Raw genomic sequence first — 22,987 nt, 5'->3', positions numbered from 1 at the left:
CGCATGCCCCTCGGGGGCGCAAACTGCACTTGGCTTTATGGTCGGAAACTGATCGCAAGCAGGCAAGTTGTCAAGTTGCTTTTTCCGATGTCAGATCGCAGCTTGAATCTGATGGTGCTGTACAACATTGATTTCTAAAGAGATTTTATTGTACATTTCACCGAGGGCTAATTTTCGTGCCGCGCTATCTGAAAAAATGAATTGACATGTTTACAATATGGCGGCATTTGTTCGGCCACGGTTGCCGCTTCCGTGTCTGCTGCCATTGCATCCGACCAGAGCATCGCCGTTCATGGATTTCACGGGAGGAATGTCATGTCGAAACGGATTTCCGAGACTGCACGGCCACGCGCCGGGATGACCCGCCGCGATGCGCTCAGGCTCGGCCTGGGCGGTGCTGTCGGCTTCACCTTGCTCGGGCTCGATGCCAAGATCGTCTTTGCGCAGGAAGGTCAGGTGCTGAAGGTCGCCAACCCTGCCTTCAACCAGGACTGGTCGCCGCTGCGCGGCGGCGGCGTGCCTTATCGCTGGAACTCGGCCTGGTGGGCCTCGCCGATGTATTTCGACAGCGAAGGCAAGATCCACCCTTACGTCTTCGCGAGTTGGGAAGGCTCGGCCGACTCCAAGACCTGGACCTTCAAGCTCGATCCCAAGGCGACCTTCTCCGACGGCAGCAAGATCACCTCGGGCGACGTCGCCGGTTCGTGGAACGTGGCTGCGATGCCCGGCACCAAGAGCCAGCGCGCCGATCAAGTCTTGGCCAAGGTCGCTGGCTTCGCCGAGGTGACCGGCGGCACCGCCACCGAAATCTCGGGCGTCGCCACGCCTGATGAGGGCACCGTCGTCGTGACGCTGACCGAAGCCGACCCGATTTATTTCATGCGCGTCGCCAACCATATCGTGCCGATCACCAAGGCCTCGCAGTCGCGCGGCGAAGACGGCAACGAGATCCAGGACTGGTTCACGCCGGATGCAGGTGCGGTCTATTCCGGCCCGTTTAAGCTGACCAGCATCGACATCGACAGCGGCAAGCTGGTGTTCGAACCCAACGAGAATTTCTTCGGCCCGAAACCCAAGCTCACCCGCATCGAGATCACCTCGATCGAGGACAATGTGACGGCGACTTCGCTGCTCAAGTCGGGCGAATTCAACGCCCACACCGAGCTCGTCACCTCGACCATCGTCCAGGACCTCGGCGCCGACTTCGCCGCCGGCCCGATCATCCCGACCGGCCAGCACTTCTGGTTCAATTCCAAGCGCGCGCCGATGGACGATCCCAAGGTCCGCCAGGCCTTGATCATGGCGGTCGACCGCGATGGACTGATGAAGGCCTCGTTCCCCGACGGCCCGCACAAGAAGACCGACCAGATCCTCAACTCGGTGCCCGGCGCCGACAATTCCGGCTTCGAGCCTTATCCCTACGATCCGGAGGGCGCCAAGAAGCTGCTTGCCGAGTCGACCTATGGCGGCCCCGAGCGCCTGCCCAAGATCCTGTTCGTTGGCATCTCTTCGCCGGCCAACGAGGCGGCGGCCCAGTTCATCGCCGAGCAGTGGCGCCAGAATCTCGGCATCACCGCCGTCGACATGAAGCCGCAGCAGGACGCCTATGCCGGTCCGGACCAGAACGCGGTGCAGATCTTCCGCGACGACGTCGGCACCCGCGTGCCCGATGCGGCGAGCTATCTCGCCGGCTCGATCGCTTCGACCTCGTCCAACGCCCAGAACAAGCTCGGCGGCTACAAGAACGACAAGGTCGACCAGTTGCTGGCCGAAGCCGCTAGCAAGGCGGCGGACGACCCGCAGCGCATTGCCCTTGCCCAGGAAGCCCAGAAGACCTTCCGCGAGGACTGGACCTTCATCCCCTGGTACGCGCAGGCGATGTCGCGTTGGGCCAATGCCAATGTGAAGGGCATCGACAAGAACCTCGACTGGCAGGTTGTCGCCCCTTGGGAAATCACCGTCGGCTGATGCCCCGGTGAAGCGCACGGGGGCTCGGCCCCCGTGTTATGCTCCTCTTTGGAACTTACCGAGCGGTGGGAGGCCGCCCGCCATGCTGCGTTATATTGCAACACGGCTGCTGCTGTGGATCCCGTCCGTTCTGCTGGTCATGCTGGCCGTCTATGCCATGGCCTATTTCGGCGCCGGCGACCCGATCAAGCTGATCTTCCTGCGCGCCCCCGGCGACGTCGCCTACAATCCCGAGAAGATCGAGGCGATCCGCGATGCCGCCGGCCTCAACCGGCCGTTTCTCGTCCAGTTCGGCAGCTATATCCTCAACCTGATCCAGGGCAATTTCGGCAATTCGCTGACCTCGGGCCGTTCGGTGTGGGCGATGGTTTCGGCCGCGGCCCCGGTCTCGTTCAAGCTCGGCCTCTGCGCCGTCATCCTGACAGCCATCGTAGCCGTTCCGCTTGGCATGATTGCGGCGATGAACCAGAACACCAAGATCGACTATGCGATCCTCGGCTCGGCGCTGTTCCTGTGGGCGATCCCGGCCTATGTCGCCGGCCCGCTTCTGATGGTGCTTTTGATCCTTTTCCTGCCCGGTGGCAGCGTTCCCTATGGCTGGGGCGGCATCTTTGACGCACGCATCATCCTGCCGCTGCTCGTTCTTTCCTTCCAGCCGATCGCGCTGATCGTGCGCCAGACCCGCGCCGCCGTCATCGAGGTGCTGTCGGAGGATTTCGTCCGCACTGCCCGCGCCAAGGGCGTGCCCGAAATGGTGGTGGCGTTCCGCCACATCCTCAGGCCCGTGCTGACGCCCGTCGTCACCCAGCTCGGCCTGATCATGATCACTATCGTCAACGGCGCCATCTTCGTCGAGCTGGTGTTCGGTCTTCCCGGCCTCGGCCGGCTCACCGTCTCGGCGCTGACCAATTCCGATTATCCCGTCATCCTCGCCATCACGCTGATCGGCTCGTTCCTGGTGATGCTGTCGAACCTTCTGGTCGACGTGCTCTATCCGCTGCTCGATCCGCGCGCCAACGACACGATGAGGAGCCGCTGACATGACGATGACCCCCGTCAATCTCTCCTCCACCGTGGCCGACGACGAGCCCCCCGTCAGCCTGTGGCGCGATGCCTGGCACCGCCTGCTGCGCAACAAGCTGGCGGTCGCCGGTCTCGCCGTCGTCATCCTGCTCGCCTTCGTCGCCGTCTTCGGTCCCTGGCTGACGCCCTACGATTTCCTCACCCAGGACCTCGCCGCCCGTAATCAGGCGCCGTCGCTGGCACATCTGTTCGGCACCGACGATCTCGGCCGCGATGTCTTCTCCCGCGTCGTCTACGGCACCCGCACCGCCTTCGTGGTGGCGATCGTCGTGACGACGATCGCCGTCGTCATCGGCGTCACCCTCGGCGCCATGGCCGGCTACTTCGGCGGCCTCTTCGACCGCATCGTGATGTGGTTCACGGACATGACCATGTCGGTGCCCAACCTGTTGCTGGTCGTCGTCATCAATGCCTCGCTCAAGACGCCGCTCACCGCCTGGATGGAAGCGCGCTACCAGGCGACGCTCAACCCGTTCTACCGCGAGACCATCTGGGTCGATTTCCTGCTGGTGTTCGGCTCGATGGCCCTGATCAGCTGGCCGCCCTATGCCCGCCTCGTCCGTGCCCAGGTACTGTCGATCCGCGGCCGGCCCTATGTCACGGCGGCGCGCGCGCTTGGCCTGACCAACCGCCTGATCCTGATACGCTACATCGTTCCCAACGCCATCGGCCCGCTGATCGTCTCGGTCAGCGCCGGCCTCGGAACGGCGATGGTTCTGGAAAGCGCATTCTCCTTCCTCGGCGTCGGCGTCAATCCACCCACGCCCAGCTGGGGCAACATGATTTCCGACGGCCTGCGCGTCTGGCAGCACTATCCGCATCTGCTCGCCGCACCCGCAGCCGTGCTCGGCCTCGCCACCGTCGCCTTCTCCTTCCTCGGCGACGGCCTCAATGACGCTCTCAACCCGAGGGGCAGCAAATGACCGCTCCCGCAGACAACAAGCCGCTGCTCGACGTGCGCGGCCTCACCATCGAGATCGAAACCCGCCGTGGCCCGGCCATCATCGTCGACGGCATCAATTTGACCGTCGGCAAGGGCGAGACCGTCGGCGTCGTCGGCGAGTCCGGCTGCGGCAAGAGCCTGACCATGCTCTCCCTGGTGCGGCTGCTACCCAACAAGATCAAGGTCAAGGGCGGCACCGCCGAGTTCGCCGGCCGCGATCTCCTCAAGATGTCGAAGTCGGAGCTGCGCCAGGTGCGCGGTGGCAAGATCGGCTTTGTCTTCCAGGATCCGATGACCTCGCTCAACCCGGTGATGCGCATCGGCGACCAGCTCTGCGAGCCGCTCATCTATCATCGCAACATGAGCAAGGCCGACGCCCGCAAGCGCGCCATTGAATTGCTGAGACTGGTCGGTATCCCAGGCCCCGAGCAGCGCATCACCGCCTATCCGCACGAACTGTCCGGCGGTATGCGCCAGCGCGTGATGATCGCCATGGGCCTTGCCTGCGATCCGGAACTTTTGATCGCCGACGAGCCGACGACCGCACTCGACGTCACCATCCAGGCACAGATCGTTGACCTGGTGAAGGACCTGCGCAAGAAGCTCAACATGTCGGTGGTGTGGATCACCCACGACCTCGCGCTGATCGCCGGCCTCGTCGACCGCGTCGCCGTGCTTTATGCCGGAACCGTGGTCGAGGACGCGCCGGTCGGCGAACTCTTCGCGCGCCCGACCCATCCCTACACACGCGGCTTGCTCGCCTCGATCCCGAAACTCTCCGACGAGCAGGCGAGCCGCCTGTCGTCGATCGGCGGCACGCCGCCCGAGCCGGGCCGTCGCCCCAAGGGCTGCCCATTCGCGCCGCGATGCGCCCTGGCAGAAAGCGTCTGTCATGAGAGCGTGCCGGTGCTCGAGTCGGTCGCAGGCACCAGCGGCCACCGCGTCGCCTGCTTTGTCGCCCAGCGCCAGATGAAGGAGGCCGCGTGATGGCTGCCGAACCGCTGATCAAGGTCGAGAACCTCGTCAAGCATTTCGTCGTCCGCCTCGGCGCCTTCGGCGAGCGCGGCGCCACCGTGCACGCAGTCGACGACGTCAACTTCGACATCTTCGCCGGCGAAACGCTTTCCTTGGTCGGCGAATCCGGCTGTGGCAAGTCGACCACCGGCTTCACCTTGCTTAACCTGCAGAAGGCCACATCAGGTAAAGTCATCTTCCAGGGCGAGAACATCGTCTCGCTCGACGAGAAGCGCATGCGGCCCTATCGCCGCGAACTGCAGATCGTCTTCCAGGACCCCTATTCGACACTCAACCCGCGCATGACAATCGGCGAAGTCGTCGGTGAGCCGATCCTGTTCCACAAGCTCGCCACCAAGGCCGAATTGCCGGAAAAGGTGACACGTCTGCTGGCCGATGTCGGGCTGCCCGCACGCTTTGCCTCGCGCTATCCGCATGAGCTGTCCGGCGGCCAGCGCCAGCGCGTGGCGATTGCCCGCGCGCTCGCCTGCCAGCCGAAATTCATCGTCTGTGACGAGGCGATTTCGGCCCTCGACGTCTCGGTCCAGGCGCAGATCATCAACCTTTTGCTCGACCTGCAGGAAAAATACGGGCTGACCTATCTGTTCATCGCCCACGACCTTGCTGTCGTGCGCCATATCAGCGACCGCGTCGGGGTCATGTATCTCGGCCGTCTTGCGGAACTCGCGACGCGCGAACAGCTCTTTTCCAACCCGCTCCACCCATACACCAGGGCGCTGCTTTCGGCAGTGCCGGAGGCCGACCCGGAACTCGAAAAGACGCGTCAGCGGCAGATCCTCGTCGGCGACGTGCCGAGCCCGCTGGCGCCGCCGGCCGGCTGCCGCTTCCACACGCGCTGCCCGATCGCCATGGACAAGTGCCGCGCGGTGGTTCCCGAATGGCGCGAGGTTGTTCCCGGCCACCACGTCGCCTGCCATGCCGTCGAAGTGGGGGCGGCGGGATGACGCTGATGCTCGCCATCGTCGCCGACGACCTGACCGGAGCGCTCGACACGTCGGCGCCCTTCGTTGCGTCGGGCCTCGAGGTGGCGGTGGCGATGATACCGGAGGCGACCGCCAAGGCGCTTGCCAGCGAGCCTGACATCTTTGCCGTCAGCACCGCCTCGCGGGCGCTGTCGGCCGACGTCGCCTCGGCCCGGGTACGCGACATGGCCAAGCGGTTGATGCCGCATGCCCCTGGTATCGTGATGAAGAAGATCGACTCGCGCCTGAAGGGCAATGTCGGCGCGGAAGCCGACGCGCTGGCCGAAGCATCGGGTCGCAACGCGCTGGTGGTGGCACCTGCGGTTCCAGACCAGGATCGCACGACGCGCGATGGCGCCGTCGTCGGCCGCGGCGTCGAAACGCCTCTGCCGATCCTGCCGGCATTTGCCGGCTCCACCAGACGCGTTTCCGTCCGCAATGCGGCGACAGACGCCGAACTCGACCGGGTGGTTGCCGAGACCGATTGGAGCGACGCCGTTGCCGTTGGGGCGAGGGGGCTGGGCCTCGCCTTCGCCCGCCGTCTCCACGCCAACTTCAGGCCCACCGCCGCGCCGACAAGCGATCGGAACGTGCTGTTTGCCTTCGGCTCGCGCGATCCCATCACCGACCAGCAAGTGGCCCGACTGCTTCAGGACAACCCCGATTCCGGCGTCGCGGACGCCCTCGATGGCCTCTTCGCGCTTCCCTATGACACGATCTTGCCAATGGTCGTGCGCTGCACCGGCGAGATGGTCGAGGAGCCGGGTCGCATCGCCGCCCGTTTCGCCGAGCAGGTCGCCGACGCCGTCGAGCGCCTTCGCCCGTCGACGCTGGTCATGGGCGGCGGCGATACGGCGCTGGCCATACTTGGCGCGCTTGGCGCCGACGTGCTATTTCCGCAAGGCGAGGTGGCGCCGGGCCTGCCCTGGTTCACCATCGCGACACGCCATGGCGAGGGGCTGCGCTGTGTCGTAAAATCCGGTGGATTCGGGACGGTCGCGGTTCTTTCCGATCTCTTGCGACCGCCGAGCCGGGAACAGGCGGAACACACATGACGACCGAATTGCAGCAGGACGGAACAGAGCCGGACGCGACCGAGGCAGGCGAAAAGCCGGGCAACGGTAGCGCCAAGGGGGCCTCCAAGGCACCCAAGCTGGTCGACAAGGTGTTCGACCAGCTGCAGGAGCGCATCGTCTCGGGCGAATTTCCGTCGGGCTCCAAGCTTCCGGGCGAGCATGATCTGGCGACGCTGCTTGGCGTTTCCCGGCCGGTGGTGCGCGATGCGCTTGGCCGCCTGCGCGACGTCGGCCTCGTCTATTCCCGCCAGGGCTCGGGCACCTATGTCCGCGTCTTCGACACCCAGAAGACCAACCTCGGCTTCTCCCCGGTCAAGACCATCGCCGACATCCAGCGCTGCTACGAGTTCCGCCTGACCATCGAGCCCGAGGCCGCTTATTTCGCAGCACTTCGCCACGACGACGCCGCGATGCAGAAGATGCGCGCAGCGCTTTCCGAGCTGCGCGACGCGACGCGCGACCAGACCCACCGCTCCGATGTCGATTTCCTGTTTCATCGTTCGGTGGCGGAAGCCGCCAACAATCACTATTACACCGCTTGCCTCGACGCCCTGCGCCAGCACATCGCCGTCGGCATGAACCTGCACGGCCTGTCCCTGATGGGACCGCTGACCAAGCTCGAACAGGTCTATGACGAGCATCGCGGCATCTGCGATGCCATCGCCGCAGGCGAGGCGGAGCTGGCGCGCGACCGCATGCGCGAGCATCTCGAAGGCTCGCGCAACCGCCTGTTCGAGAACAAGGTGCTCGACCTCTCGCGTTGACCCCGGTCGACTGAACTTCAGCCGCGTTTGCGGCACGACAGGAAAGAACGATGACAACGACGATCGTTACGGTCGGCGGCCGCATGGCTGCCGAGGGCCTTGCCATGCTCGAAAATGCCGGGGTCGAGTGCATCTCGACCGAGGCTTATCCCCGGAAATCCGAGGTGCTGGAGCTGATCGAACGGCACCAGCCTGCGGCGCTGGTGATACGGCTGGTCGAGATGGTCGATGCCGACATGCTCGCCGCATCGCGCAATCTGAAAATCGTCGCCAAGCATGGCGTCGGCACCAATGACATCGACGTCGCGGCGGCAAAGGTGCTTGGCATCCCTGTCATCATGGCGACAGGCGCCAACGCCCACTCGGTCGCGGAGCACGCCCTCGGGCTGATCCTGGCGCTGGCCAAGGATTTCCTGCGCCAGGACAGCCATATCCGCAACGGCCTGTGGGACAAGAAGCTCTATGCCGGGCGCGAGCTGCGTGGCCAGAAGATCGGTCTCGTCGGCTTTGGCCTGATCGGCCAGATACTCGCCCGCATGGCCGCTCCGATCGGCATGCAGGTTTCGGCCTACGATCCGTTTGCGCCGGATGAGGCCTTTGCGGATGGCGTCAGCCGCACGACCTCGCTCGACGCCCTGCTTGGCGAAAGTGACGTCGTCAGCCTGCACTGTCCGTTGACCGACGCCACGCGCGGACTGATCGGCGCGCGCGAGATCGCGCTGATGAAACCCACGGCCTACCTCGTCAACACCGCGCGCGGCGAGGTCGTCGACGAGCCGGCCCTTATCGCTGCACTCCAAGGCGGCCGCATCGCCGGCGCCGGGCTCGACAGCTTCGCCGAGGAGCCGCCGGTCAAGAGCCCGCTGTGGCAGTTGCCCAACCTCATTCTGACGCCGCATGTCGCCGGCGTCACCGAAGATGCGCGCCGGGCCGTCTCGATCATGACCGCCGGCAACGTGCTTGCCTTCCTTCGTGGCGAGCAGCTCGCCAAGAACCTCCATGCAAGGGTTTGACCATGGCCTCCGATGACAGGCGCCACGACGTCGATACGCTGACCGATCTCGCCTTTGCCCTCTTCAAGGCAGCGGGCCTCGAGCCTGGCAAGGCCCATGCGGTGGCCGAGATCCTGGTCGAGGCCGACCTGATGGGCCACACGACGCACGGGCTGGCGCTCGCCCCTTGGTATCTCGAAAGCATCCGCAACGGCGTCATGACCAGATCAGGCGCGCCCCGGGTGATTTCCGACCGCGGCGCCTGCGTTGCCTGGGACGGACTGCGCCTGCCCGGCGCCTGGCTGACGGCCACCGCCATGGACCTCGCCGTCGAGCGTGCTGCCACCTATGGCACCGTCACCGTGACCATTGGCAACAGCCATCATATCGGCTGCCTCGCCGCCTATCTCACCCGCGCCACCGATCGCGGCTATGTGGCTCTGCTCGCAAGCTCCAGCCCTTCGGGCGCCTCGGTTGCCCCCTTCGGCGGCACGCGCGGCGTTTTCACGCCCAATCCCATCGCCGCCGGCATCCCCACCGACGGCGACCCGATCCTGATCGACGTCAGCGCCTCCATCACCACCAACAACATGAGCTCGCGACTGATCGCCGAGGGCAGGAAATTCGATCACCAGTGGCTGCTCGACCGCGACGGCAATCCGACCGACGATCCTAATGTGTTGAACGACGGCGGCACCATCCTGCCCGCCGGCGGCCTCGACCACGGCCAGAAGGGCTACGCGCTGGCGATCCTGGTCGAAGCCCTCACCCAGGGGCTCGCCGGCTTCGGCCGCGCCGACAAGCCGGAAGGCACCAATGCCTCGGTGTTCCTGCAGGTCATCGACCCCAGCGCCTTTGCCGGCGAGGCGGCCTTCGTGCATCAGACCGGATGGCTGGCCGATGCCTGCCGCGACAACCCGCCCCGGCCAGGCGTCGGGCGCGTTCGTTTGCCGGGCGAAAGTGCCGTCAGCCGCAAGCGCCAGGCACTGGTCCAGGGTGTCGCACTTCATCAAGGCGTATTCGACAAACTGCGTGCCGAGGCTGCCCGGCTCGGCGTCGATTTCATCTAGTTCGGGCGCTGCCGGGTGCCCGGCGCCGCAACCGTTCGTTGATCAATTGAGTCTTCGGATGCTAAAATTTTACATACTGTGGTATGCACCGCCAGTTTACCAAAAGAAAAAAAGAGAAAAGATCACATATCAAGATATATATTAGTGGATCGCATTAGGTTGCAATGACGATTGGCGCCTTGTTCTGTCGAGCCAATTAGGCAGGGGGATATGGCGATGGCGACCAGTATTGAGTTTGAGAACGTCTCGGGTGCACTCGAAGGTGCTTCGGCAGCAGGCACGGTCCAGTTGGCGCAGGCCGAAGGCGTCTCGCTACTGCAGCCGGCAGCTCAAGCCGATCCCGTTCCCGTCGACGCAGGTTCCGGCCAGCCGGTCCAGGCCCAGCCGAGCGCAGCCGCTCCGGCGCAGGCCGAATATGTCGCTGACGCTTCCAATGTCGTGCACCTGCCGGCCAGCGTCTCGATCGACAACATCAAGGTCGACGGCGACAACCTTGTTCTCGAACAGGCCGACGGCAGCGTCATCGTCATCAAGGACGCCGCTGCCAACGTTCCGACCTTCCTGATCGGCGATGTCGAAGTTCCGCGCGTCGCGCTGATTGCGGCGCTCGAAGCCGGCGGCATCAACGTCGCCTTCGGCGCCGATGGCTCGATTTCGGCTGCTGGTGGCTCGGCCTCGAGCTCGGGCGGCAACTTCGAACTGCCTGCCGGCGGCATCGGCGACGGTTTCGACCTGTCGGCCCTTCTGCCGCCGACCGCGCTGGCCTTCCCCGAATACGATGGCCGCGAACTGACCCTCGGCGAGAACGCTGATCCGGAATTCGCCGGCTTCTCGGTTCGTCTCTCGGAAGAGGGACTCGGGGGCGGAATCCAGGATGATCTGGGTGATCCGGACGACAAGTCCAACAGCGCCAGCTACTCGGGCTTCTTCGGCGCGACCGATCCCAACGGCGATGCGCTGACCTACAGCCTCGGCCTGCCCACTACGCCCGGCCTCACCTCCGGCGGCCAGCCGATTACCTGGGAACTCGTCGGCCCCAACCTGCTGGTCGGCAAGATCGATGGCGGCGAAGGTCCGGAGATCATCCGCCTGGAGATCACCAATCCCGGCACCGGTGCGTTCCAGGTCACGATCATGGGGCCGATCGACCACCCCGTGAACAGCGTGGAGGATGTCATCGGTTTCGACGTGCCGGTGACCGTCAAGGACCCCAACGGCGGTTCGGCGACGGCCAATGTCACGATCGAGGTTGAGGACGACAGCCCGGAAATCAGCCTGGCTGATGCCGGCGAGCCGGAGCTTGTCGTCGACGAATCTAACTTCGCCGACGACGCAACGACGTCGTTTGCGTCGAGCTTTGTCACGGCATTTGGCGCCGACGGCGCAGGAACGGTCACCTACGCCTTGAGTGTGGTTGCTGGCGAGTCCGGTCTCCTGGATACCGCTACCGGCGAGCAGGTTCTGCTCAGCATGAACAACGGCGTCGTCGAGGGCAGGACCGCTGTCGGCAATGCCCTGGTGTTTACCGTCAAGGTTGACGCTAACGGCAACGTCACGCTCGACCAGTCCCGCGCAGTCAAGCATGCCGATCAGGACAATCATGACGACAGCCAGAGCCTCCTCGACAATCTGGTCAAGCTGACCGCGACCATCACCGACGGAGACGGAGACTCCAAGTCCGCCTCGCTGGATATCGGTGCGAACCTTGTGTTTAGGGACGACGGTCCCAGCGTGTCCGAGAACAAGGTTGTGCTTCTCGACGACGACGCGCTGGGCGGCAATCCCAGCGGTACCGGCGACGACGCCGACAGCGCCAACGTCTCCGACAATCTCGGCCTCGATTTCGGTGCCGACGGCGGCTCGGTCGCGTGGCTGATGACGGGTTTCCCGACGGGCTTCGAGTACAAGCCGGGCGCCGACGGTGCGCTGGAGGTCTACCAGAACGGCACCAAGGTGCTCACCGTCACGCTGGACAGCGCCACCGGCGCTTATACCGTGACCCAGAATGCGCCGATCAAGCACGCGACGGGCGATAACGAAAACAACCAGTTCTTCACCTTGACCTATCAGGTCACCGACAATGACGGCGACACCGCCAACGGCACGCTGCAGATCAATGTCGATGACGACACGCCTACGATCGTCAGCAACGGCGATGGGGCCGTGCTCACGGTCGACGAGTCCACCCTCGGCACCAATGCAACCGGGTCCTTTGCCGGCAATTTTGTTACGTCTCACGGCGCTGATGGTCCCGGATCCGTCACTTACGCCCTGAGCGTGGTCGCCGGCAATTCCGGCCTCGTCGACACCGCAACCGGACAGCAGGTCGTGCTGAGCATGAACAACGGCACGGTCGAGGGCAAGACCGCCGGTGGCCTCCTCGTGTTTACCGTCAAGGTCGACCCAAGCGGCACGGTTACGCTCGACCAGGTCCGCGCCGTCAGGCACGAAAATCCAGACAATAACGACGACTCCCGCAGCCTGACCGAAGATCTGGTCAAGCTGACCGCCACAGTCTCCGACGCCGACGGCGACAGCCAGTCGGCGACCCTGAACATCGGCGACAATCTGGTGTTCAAGGACGACGGCCCGTCGATCGAGCCGGGCAATGCGTCCGTCAAGGTTGACGAAGACGACATCTGGACTGCGCTTTCGCACGGTACATCGCCCGACGGCGACACCGAGTGGTTTACGGGCGCAGCAAAGGCGTCGGAATCGGTCGCAGGCTTGGTCAACTTCGGTGCCGATGGCGCCGCTGCCGGCGGTGGATTCGGGTTCACCGCGACGGCGGTCGACCAGATGGAAGCGCTTGGACTGCAGTCCAAGGGTTCGCCTTTGAGCTATGCCGTGGTCGGCAACACGCTTGTCGCCTTCGTCGACAACGTCAATGGCCCGGACCGCCCGGTCTTCACGATGACGCTCGACGGCGATGGCGACTTCACCTTCCGCCTGGTCGACCAGCTCGATCATGTTGCGCCGGCGTCCGGTGCCAATCAGAATGAGGACTTGCAGACCGACGGCGCGCCGATCTCGTCGATCGACTTCGGCTCGGTCATCCAGGCCACGGACCGGGACGGCGATTCCGTCACCTTGGCCGGCAAGGTCAACGTGTCAGTTGTCGACGACATCCCGCAGGTCCACATCAAGGCGACCGGCGCCGCGGTGACGCATGATGAAACGGCAGGTCTCCAGGGCGATGACATCGATGATGCGGACATTGCCGCCCAGTTCGCGTCGCTCGACCAGCCGGCGGCCCTTGGCTACGCACACCAGAGCGACGTGGTCAGATATGGCGCCGACCTTCTTGCGCCGGGTGCCGATGAGCCGATCACGATGTCGATCGCGCTTGCCCTCAACGGCCAGGTTAACGGCACGGGTGGCCTTGCTTCCAACCTGCAGACAACCTCCGGCAGCCAGATATCGCTCTACCTCGTGGACGGTTTGATCGTCGGCCGCGTGGACAATGCCGACGGCTCGGCGAATCCGAACGGCCAGATCGCCTTCGCGGTCGCCCTCGATCAGGACGGTGGCGTCAGCATCGCCCAATACCTGCCGCTGCAGCATCCGAAGCCGGGCAATGGCTTGAACGATTCGCACGACGAGCCGGTCAATCTAGGCAACCTTGTCAAAGTCGTTCTCACAGCGAGCGACAACGACGGCGATGCGGTCGAGAGGTCGGTCGTCATCGGCAACAAGATCGTGTTCGAGGACGACGGCCCCAAGATCACCGCGCCGGTCGCGAGTGCTGGCGTGGTTCACGACGAAACGCCTGGCAACGATCTCGACGCCAACGACACCGGCACGATTTCGCCGCTGAACGTTCTCAACCCCGGCAGCGACCCGCACGTTAACAACGGCGTCGGCCCCATTGGCGTCGCCCAGTCGCAGGGCGCCATCGTCACGGCAAACGTCGACTATGGTGCGGATGGCGCCGGCGGGCTGACCTACGCGCTCAACATCGGGTCCGCGAGCACGACCCTGCTCACCACCGAAGGTCGGGCGATCCAGCTGTTCAGCGAAGGGGGCATCATCGTCGGCCGCTTCGACGCTGCCGGTGGCCAGATCGACCAGGGCGACCCTGCGGCATTCGCAGTCGGCATCGACCCGGTGACCGGCGTGGTCACGCTTGTCCAGTATGTCTCGCTGCAGCATCCGAACCAGGGCGCCAGCCATGACGAGGAACTGTCGCTCGCAGCCAACAACATCAGGGTCGTCCTCACGGCCAAGGATGGCGACGGCGACACCACCAGCGCCACCGTCAATGTCGGCAACGTCATCAAGTTCCAGGATGACGGCCCGAAGCTGACCGTGACTGCGCCGCAGTCGGTTGCCAACGGCCTGTTTATAGATGGCTTCACAGGCAACAACGGCGCCTGGGGCACGGGCAGCGGCACCGCCGCCACGGGTCAGGCGGCCGGGTGGAAGATCGAAGCCTCCGAGACCGGAGGTGCGGGCACTGTGGTGCTGGAGAAGGTCGCCGATGGTTATCTCGGCGCCGACAGCCCGACCAACAGCGTCATGGTCGATCTCGAGGCCTCGCCGGGCAACATCCAGATCTCGCAGACCATCTCAGGCCTGACGACCGGCGAGAGCTATGGCCTGTCCTTCGAGATCGGCGCCGCAAACGGCACGGCTGCCGGCAGCGCCCAGCTCGAGGTGATCTGGAACGGCCAGGTTGTCGGCGTCTACCAGCCGACCCCGGGTCCGATGCAGACCATCGTCATCAACGTTCCGGCCATCGGCGGCAACAACGATACGCTCGAGTTCCGCGAAGTGGGCACGTCCGGCGACAACACCGGTACCTACCTCGCCAACGTCAAGTTGAACGACATCATCGTCATCGACGAGACCGCGACCATCGACCCTGCCTCGGACGAAGTGGCCGCAACCTTGGCCATTGAAAATCTGTTCGATGACGTCAACGCCGGCACCGATCTCGACATGTCGGTGCAGTATGCCCAAGGCACCGGCTCTATCGTCAATGCCGACATTGCCTTCGGCGCCGATGGTCCGGCTGCCAACAACTCTCGGGTCTTCGCACTTGAACTTGCCAACGACAATGGCGTGAATTCCGGCCTGGAGACCACCGAAGGCAAGCCGATCTTCCTCTACAAGGACGCCAGCGGCCGGGTCATCGGTGTCTACGACGCCGACGGCAACGGCGTCACCAGCACCGACAAGGTCGCCTTCGCGCTGCATGTCGATGCTGGCACGGGCGTCATCACGATCGCCCAGTATGTGTCGTTGCATCATCCCGACACCAACAGCCACGACGAAGGCATCACGCTTGCTGCCAACACGGTTTCGGTGAGCGTCACCGCGACCGACGGCGATGGCGACACCGCGACGGGCAGCGCCGACATTTCCGGCCGCGTCCTGTTTGAGGACGACGGTCCGAAGGTGACCTCCGTCGTTCCGACGGTGCCCGCGCTTGGCGAGGAGCTGATCCAGAATGGCAGCTTCGAAACTGGCCACGAGAACATCCTCGGCAACCAGGACTGGGAGATCTTCCACTCGCTTGACGGCTGGACGTCCGACGGCAACGTGCCGTTCGAGGTCCAGACGGGTGGTGCCGGCGGGGTAACCACGCCGTACGGCAATGCGCTGGTCGAGCTCGACTCCGACACGGTCGGCAATTCGTCCAACGGCAACGTCGGTGACATCAACGCCACCTCGTCCACGAACGCCACGATCCAGCAGACGATTGCTGGCACGGAGGCCGGCCAGACCTACCAACTCACCTTCGCCTATTCGCCGCGTGGCGGCGATGGCGCCGGTTCCAGCGGCATGCAGGTCTGGTTCGAAGGCAAGCTCGTCTACGAGATCCCGGCCAACAACAATGTTGCCCCCGGTCTGCAGCAGATCACGATCAACGTGACCGCCACCGGCCCCAACGCCGTGCTCGCCTTCAAGGGCACCGGCAGCGAAAACCAGCATGGCGCCCTGCTCGACAATGTCAGCCTGAAGGCGGTCTACACCACCACCATAGATGACGAGAATGTGCCGGGCGGTGCCACGGGCATTGCGGGCGGCCCCGGCGATGACGGCGCGGGCAATGTCGCGACCGGCAAGATCAATTTCGATGCCGGCAGCGACGGGCTCAAGTCGATCGTTGCAGAAGGCATTGACGGCCTCAAGGCGATCCATGTCGCCAATGGCATCGGGACGCAGTACGACGTTGCCCAGAATTGGGCGCAGAACGGTGCGGATGCTGGCGGCACGCTCACCGGCACGATCGACGTCAACGGTACCAGTGTCACCGTCTACACCCTGACCATCGACGCCTCCGGCAACTACACCTTGACCATGCTTCAGCCGCTGGTGCACTCGGTTACGGACAACCCTGACACGAGCGAGCAGGAGACCTCCTTCGAGGACAATCGTGCGCTCGACTTCGGCTTCACAATTACCGACGGCGACGGCGACACCGCGACGGGCAATATCGTCGTCAACGTCGACGACGACAGCCCTGAATTCGTCGATGGCGGCATCGAGGACGGCGCGGTTTCGGCCCTGAATGCGGCTGTCACCGGCGACCTGAACCTTGCCTTCGGCGAAGACGGCCAGCACGCCACGAACGGGCTGCGCATCACCGGTTGGCCCGAGCTCGAGGGCATCACCACCAGCCTCTCCCCCGATGGCAAGACCCTGACAGCCACGATTGGCGGCCAGAACGGCCCAACGCTCTATACGCTTCAGCTCAATGGCGACGGCACCTACACCTTCAACCAGGTGAATTCGCTGCCTGGCGGCGGCAACACGCTGCCGGAAGTCTCCGTTTCGGGTGGCTTTGGGCCGACCGCGACCAGGGACTACGAAGGCTTCACCCTCAAGGGCCTCGACGGCGGCCTGCTCAATGGCTCTGCAGACGGCATTGGCATTGGCAACAATGGCATGAATCCCGGCGAGAAGTTTGCCGTCGTTTATGATGTCGAGATGACGTCGGCCAAGCTTGGTGTCAACCATTTTGGCAATGGAACGGCTCGCCTCGACTGGGTCGCCAAAGATCAAGACGGCAACGTTGTCGCGAGCGGCAGTAGTTTGAACATCAGTTCGGACGGCTTCGTCACGATTCCGCCTGTCCTTGATCCGGGCTTGAAGTTCTTCAGCCTTGAATTCGAGACCGTCGCAGTCGAGGGCAATAGCCCGAAATTCAAGCTCATCAGCGTCGGTGGCGAAACGCACGCCGATGCACTCATCGACAAGTTGAATTTCGAGGTCACCGGCAAGGATGGCGACGGCGACACGGTGTCGGATGCCTTCGACATCAAGCTTGGCGGGTCGAAGCCTCAGGCAGGAAATGTCTGGGCTGCGGTCGATGAAGACGGCTTGCCAGGCGCCAATAACGCCCCTGGTTCAGTCGGAGATATCGACGCGAATGTGGGAGAAGTGGACCCGGGTGATCCGAGCGAGGCGATCTTCCTTGGCAAGCTTGAGGGCAGCGGCGGCGATGGCGCGCTGGTGTTCAGCTTTGCCGACCTGGATACCAAGTATGGTACAGTTGGTCAGGAGCAGGTCATTTATAGCTGGGATGACACGTCGAAGACGCTGACTGCTACTGGACCGCGCGGTGAACTGTTCACCATTCAGATCACCGACACGGCGACCGGCGCCTACAAGCTGACGCTGCTCGACAACGTCCTGCACGCCGCCGGCGGCGACGAAGCAAACGCCTTTACAGCGCTCGACTACACCGTGGGTGACTCCGACGCCAACACGTCGACCACCGACACCGACACCGGCACGTTGACGATCAAATTCAACGACGATGTTCCGACGGCTGCGGCTGATGTGCGTGCGATGGTTGAAGGTGCGGCCTCGGTCGCGGGGAGTGCGGTACTTGGCCAAGCTGGCGGAGACGTTGCCGACCCGCTCGGCGCTGACGGTGCGTCGATTGCCGGTCCGGTGACGGGTGTTGCGGCTGGCAACCAGACGGCTTCTGGCAACATCGCCAATGCCAATGTCGGCGGAGCTGGCGTAGCCGGCGCCTACGGCACGCTGGTGATGGGCGCTGACGGCGTCTACACCTACACGCCCGATTACACCAAGGCGGCGTTCGCGACATTGGCTCCTGGGCAGTTCCTGCAGGACGTTTTCACCTACGAGGTCACCGATGACGACGGCGACGTGTCGGTGACGACGCTGACGATTCAGGTGAACGCGGATGCGCATGTGCCGGTGATCACCGGAGATACTGGGACCGTCTATGAAGACGGTCTCGTCGGCGGCACGCAGGCTTCTACGGCCCGCGAGACGGATGCGACGGGCACCTTCACCGTCACTGCGAATGGCGAAGCCTTCACGCTGACGGTTGGCGGTGCGACGGGAACGACGGTAACGTCGGCGGTTATCGAGGCTGCTGCCGCTGCCAACAACTTCAGCGGCATCGCTCCAGTCAACACGGGCGAGGGCTCGCTGACGATCACCGGCTACAATGCCGCCACTGGGGTGGTGAGCTACAGCTATGCGCTGACGTCGCCGCAGACTCACACGGGTCAGGGTGCGGGCGCCCCGGTGACCGACACGATCCCGATCTCTGTGACGGACGCCACCGGCGACACAGTGACCGGCGAGATCAACATGTCCATCGTCGACGACGTGCCTATGGTGACGATCGGCGGCGACGACAATGGCAGCCCGACTTCGAGCACGGTCGACGAAGGGACGTCAGTCGGCGGCAATTGGACCATGCAGCCCGGTGCTGATGGCGTGGTGCCTGACAAGCTGACGATCAGCTACGATGACGGGACATCCCATACGGTCCAGGTCAGCTACGGACAGTCTATCGACACTGCCTATGGCAAGTTGTCGCTGCAGGCGCCGGTGAATGGCGTGGGTACGTGGACGTTCCTCGCCAACCAGGTGACCGGCAGCAAGGATGTGACCTTCACCATCAAGGTGGTCGATGGCGACGGGGATACGGATTCCGATGCGCACACCATCTCGGTCATAGACGTCAACAAGCCGCTGGTGATCAATCCTGACGGACTCTCCGGCGTCGTCGAGGAAGAGCATGGTCTGTCGGGCGGCATCGACGATTTTGCTGCTTTGGTCCCGGGACTTGACCTCGATGAGCCAGGAAACCTTGGCAATACGACCAATGTCGCTGGCGGCAACTTCAGCAGCCTCATTACCGGCGGCGACGAAGGAACCCTGACCTTCGCGTTCCAGGAGTTCGCGAACAATCCTGCGGTGCAAACCGTATCCAACGGTGCACTGAAGTCGGGCGGCGCGCCGGTGTTGTTTGCAATTGATGGCAACGGTGACCTCGTCGGCTACGTCAACAAAGGCGGCCTCGCCGGTTATGAAGCCGTCACCGACAGCAAGATCTTCACCATTACGCTCAATCCGACGTCAGGTGAGTACACCTTCACGCTCAACGGTCCCGTGGATCATCCGGTCCATGCGCCGTCCACCGAGGACGCGATAACAATCAACCTGAATGGTTATGTGACGGTCACCGACAGCGGCGGTCCGGCGGGCGATACCAAGGTACCGCTCAACGCCTCCATCGCCGTGATCGACGACGTACTGGTGGCGCAGAACGACACGGGCGCGCTCAACATCGTTATCGATCAGCTGGGTGTGCAGAACATCGTCGCCAGCTGGACCACAAGCGTGCTTACCAATGGCGGCGAGCCCACCCAGATCGACAGGGATGGTGATGTCGCGATCGATGAAATCCGCTGGGGCGGCACGGGCAGCAACGCCACCGACTCCGGCTACGGCTTTGTCGATGCGCCGCAGGCCAACCTCAACAATCTGGTCACCAACAATACCTTCTCGCTGGGCACGTTTACGCACTTCAACAATCCTATCGATGGTTCGACCCTGAGCACGACCAAGCTCAGCGTGTCGTTTACGGCGATCGTAAACGGTCAGCCAGTCAATGTCGGGCCGATCGTTGTCAGCTTCACTCATGACGAGACGCCGAACGACGGAAACGACAATCCAAATGACGGTGTCGATTCACGCGACGTCATCAAGATTACGTCGACGACGAGTACGGTGATAATCGCTGGTCAAAACTACACGCTCGACGTACTCGGCCTCGTCAAGGGATCGGGCAGTCCTGTCACTGAGATATTCACGAATGAAGGCGCCAGCAATCCGTTCGAGCTCATGGTTCGTTTCGTGTCGTCGAATTCGTCGGCCCTCACGACCAACGGCGCTGTACTGGCCAATGACGACGCTGGTGCTGATGGCGGCTTGACGGTTGTTGGACTCCAGGGAACGAACTCGGACACCGACCCAGCAGGCGGCGGCTTCGTGGTGAACGGCACCTACGGCAAGCTGGTCATGCAAGCTGGCGGCACATACGTATATTCGCTTACCGCCGACGGTAACGACGTTCCCCCCGGTTATGTGGAAAAGTTCAACTACACGGTTCGCGATGGCGACGGCGACACGTCGACCGCCAATCTTGACATCACGCTCAGCAAGACGGTGACGGATGTCAATCTGGCTCCGGATTTACAGCCCAACAGTCCGGCCGAGATCGCCTACGATGCCAGCGGTGCAGCGGTTAAGCTTCTTGCTGCCGGCACTGTCACCGATGCCGACAATCCAACCAACTTCGCCGGCGGCAAGATTACTGCCCAGATCACGTCGGGCATGGTTGCCGGCGATGGCCTGACCTTCTTCGTCGGCGGGCCGGTGTCGGAGTCGGCCGGCAACGTGATGATTGGCGGAACTGCCGTCGGCACCATCACTGGCTATGGTACGGCGAACGTGACGATCACGCTCAATAGCAGCGCGACCGATCCGCTGGCGGAGACGATCCTCCAGAACCTGTCATTCTCGTCGTCTTCGGCAAATCCGACTGCAGCCGATCGCACCGTCAAGATCACCTTCGATGACGGCGGCAACACCGGCATCGGCGGCGCCAAGCAGGATTCGGTCGATGTGACTGTCAATGTCGTTCCGCCGAACGCTGCTCCCGTTCTTGCGCTCAACGACTTTGGCCCAGGCGCGGCAGTCGAGGATTTCTCGTCCACCGGCTATGCTGGCGGATCGGGCTGGAAGGGCAGTTGGAGCGAAACTAACGATGGCGGCCTAGCATCTGAAGGCGATATCAGGATTGTGGCGGATAAGGGTGACAACAGGCTTTGGCTGACCGACGGGGATGACTCCGGCTCGGGTGGAACCGACTACATCGCGCGCAGTGTGGACCTTACGGGTGCCCAGTCGGCTACGCTGACATTCGACTACCGCCGCGTATCGCTCGATAACTCCAGCGACACCGTTCAGGTTCAGATCTCGACGAATGGCGGCAGTTTCCAGACGATCCATACGTTCGCACCGGGAACGGATGCGGACTACAAGTCCATCACATTTGATATTTCGTCCTACATGTCTGCCAACACAACCATCCGCTTGGTTGCAGACAACGACCTGGAAGAAGACGGTGAGGGTGTCTATTTCGACAACATCCGCGTCGACTATCAAGGGTTCCTGTCGTCCACCAACAACAGTACCGAATACACCGAGAACGGTGCACCAATCTCCATCGCAGCGGCCGGCCCGACTATTGCCGACGGCGACGACAGCTATATGGAGTCGGCCAGGATCGTACTTACCAACGCCAAGGCTGGTGATGTCATGGGCTGGAGCGGCATGCCTTCCGGCATCGCGGCCGCAGTCGATACCTCGGTTGCCGGCCAGATCACCGTGACGCTAAGCGGGCACGCCTCGCTGTCCGCCTATCAGGCGGCAATCAAGGCGGTCACGTTCCATAGCACGTCGGAGAATCCGTCCACCGAACCGCGCGAGATAGAAGTGACGGTGAATGACGGTCAGGCCGACAGCAACGTGGCGACGACGACAATCAGCGTGACTGCGGTTGCCGATGTTGCCAATGCGGTCAACGACGTCGTCCTGACAAATATCACCGACTATTCGGCGATCCATATTCCCAACGCGGCGTTGCTCTACAACGATGCGCCGGGAAACAACCCGCTGAGCGTTTCGTCGGTACAAAGCCCGGTCGGTGGCACGATCGTCAACGGGGCGGTCTTCGATCCGACCAATCCAGTGGCAATTGGCTTTTCGGCCAACTTCAGCGCAAATGGTTCCGACCTGGGAGGGTTTGTTTATTCTGACCAGGTCTTCGGCGGTACCGGAAATGATGCGAGCGGTGTCCGTGCCTCAACCGGCAATGGAAATGCGGGTGCTCTGCACATTGATCTCGGAGGAGGGACAAACGACAATCGCACGAATATGAACGGTGCATTCAGCAGGACGTTCAATCTCGTCCAGGCTGCCACCATCGTGCTGACCTTCGACTATCGTCTCCAGTTGAGCGGCCAGACCGACAACAACGACGACGCGCGCGTCCTTGCCCGGATCGACGGCACGGCCCTGGGCGTGGGCGGCATCATTCACGAGTTGGAAGGGGATAACGGGTCAACGGCCGGTGACACAGGCTGGCAGACATTCACCGCCACCATCAATCTGTCTGCCGGCAGCCATACGTTGGATCTCGGCGGCTTGATGACGTCAAAGAACAACGCCAACGAATTCGCTGACATCGATTTCGACAATGTCGTGATCAGCGGTACAGCTTCTCCATTCGCCTCGGGCTCGTTCACCTACACCGCGACCGACGGGGCCACGCCGGACACGGCATCGGTGACGGTTACCGGAGTGTCCGGTTCGACCATCACCGGCACGAACAGCGGAGAAATCCTGATCGGTGGCGATGGCGACGACATCTTGGTCGCGCTGGGTGGCAACGACGTACTCATTGGCGGGAAGGGGCTCAACACGCTGACCGGTGGCGATGGCGCCGATCTGTTTGTGATCGAACACCTCGACGCGCCCGACCTGATCACCGACTACGATGCTTCCGAGGGCGACAAGATCGACCTGTCGGCGCTGCTGGATAGCAATTTCGGACCGAACAGCAATGTTGCCGAATATGTCAGGGTTGTCGGTTCCGGATCGAACGCCGACCTGCAGGTCGACGTTGACGGCGGCGGCAACAACTTCGTGACCGTCGCGACGCTTCAGAACTATGATCCGGCGAGCAGTTCAATTAGGGTGCTGTTCGACGGTGAGGAGCATACACCTCCTGTGGTTCCTTGATTGAGTAG

The 22,987-nt window shown here is 63.2% G+C and carries 10 protein-coding genes; all 10 read left to right on the top strand.

Features of this window, described 5'->3' with window-relative positions; all coding sequences use genetic code 11:
• Positions 1–315 precede the first annotated feature (315 nt).
• The 10 genes from GGQ99_RS15140 (at position 316) to GGQ99_RS15095 (ending at position 22,979) form a co-directional block, all read left to right on the top strand.
• Positions 316–1,968: an ABC transporter substrate-binding protein gene (locus GGQ99_RS15140; protein ID WP_183263163.1), complete on the top strand. Its 1,653-nt coding sequence runs from the start codon at positions 316–318 to the stop codon at positions 1,966–1,968.
• A gap of 82 nt (positions 1,969–2,050) precedes the next feature.
• Positions 2,051–3,007, top strand: coding sequence for an ABC transporter permease (locus GGQ99_RS15135; protein ID WP_183263162.1), 957 nt, complete (start codon positions 2,051–2,053; stop codon positions 3,005–3,007).
• A 7-nt stretch (positions 3,008–3,014) separates the two neighbouring features.
• Entirely contained in the window at positions 3,015–3,974 is a 960-nt protein-coding gene (locus GGQ99_RS15130; protein ID WP_183263189.1) for an ABC transporter permease, read from the top strand.
• Entirely contained in the window at positions 3,971–4,981 is a 1,011-nt protein-coding gene (locus tag GGQ99_RS15125; RefSeq protein WP_108605888.1) for an ABC transporter ATP-binding protein, read from the top strand. Before GGQ99_RS15130 ends, GGQ99_RS15125 begins: the two co-directional genes overlap by 4 nt.
• Positions 4,981–5,973 carry an ABC transporter ATP-binding protein gene (locus tag GGQ99_RS15120; RefSeq protein ID WP_183263161.1) on the top strand — a complete coding sequence of 331 codons (993 nt, stop codon included), beginning with the start codon at positions 4,981–4,983 and terminating at the stop codon, positions 5,971–5,973. Before GGQ99_RS15125 ends, GGQ99_RS15120 begins: the two co-directional genes overlap by 1 nt.
• A complete protein-coding gene (locus GGQ99_RS15115; protein ID WP_183263160.1) occupies positions 5,970–7,046 on the top strand; it encodes a four-carbon acid sugar kinase family protein in 1,077 nt (358 codons plus the stop codon). Before GGQ99_RS15120 ends, GGQ99_RS15115 begins: the two co-directional genes overlap by 4 nt.
• On the top strand, positions 7,043–7,831 hold the full coding sequence (locus GGQ99_RS15110; protein ID WP_108605885.1) for a FadR/GntR family transcriptional regulator: 789 nt from the start codon (positions 7,043–7,045) through the stop codon (positions 7,829–7,831). Before GGQ99_RS15115 ends, GGQ99_RS15110 begins: the two co-directional genes overlap by 4 nt.
• A 50-nt stretch (positions 7,832–7,881) precedes the next feature.
• Positions 7,882–8,844, top strand: coding sequence for a hydroxyacid dehydrogenase (locus GGQ99_RS15105; protein WP_183263159.1), 963 nt, complete (start codon positions 7,882–7,884; stop codon positions 8,842–8,844).
• 2 nt (positions 8,845–8,846) lie between these two features.
• A complete protein-coding gene (locus tag GGQ99_RS15100) occupies positions 8,847–9,893 on the top strand; it encodes an Ldh family oxidoreductase (RefSeq protein ID WP_183263158.1) in 1,047 nt (348 codons plus the stop codon).
• A gap of 216 nt (positions 9,894–10,109) precedes the next feature.
• Entirely contained in the window at positions 10,110–22,979 is a 12,870-nt protein-coding gene (locus GGQ99_RS15095) for a DUF5801 repeats-in-toxin domain-containing protein (protein WP_183263157.1), read from the top strand.
• The last annotated feature ends 8 nt before the right edge of the window (positions 22,980–22,987 follow it).

Source organism: Aminobacter niigataensis (assembly GCF_014200015.1).
In the GTDB taxonomy this organism is placed as follows: domain Bacteria; phylum Pseudomonadota; class Alphaproteobacteria; order Rhizobiales; family Rhizobiaceae; genus Aminobacter; species Aminobacter niigataensis.
The sequence above is the reverse complement of the archived record's forward strand: the minus strand, read 5'-3'. Positions and strand labels throughout refer to the sequence as shown.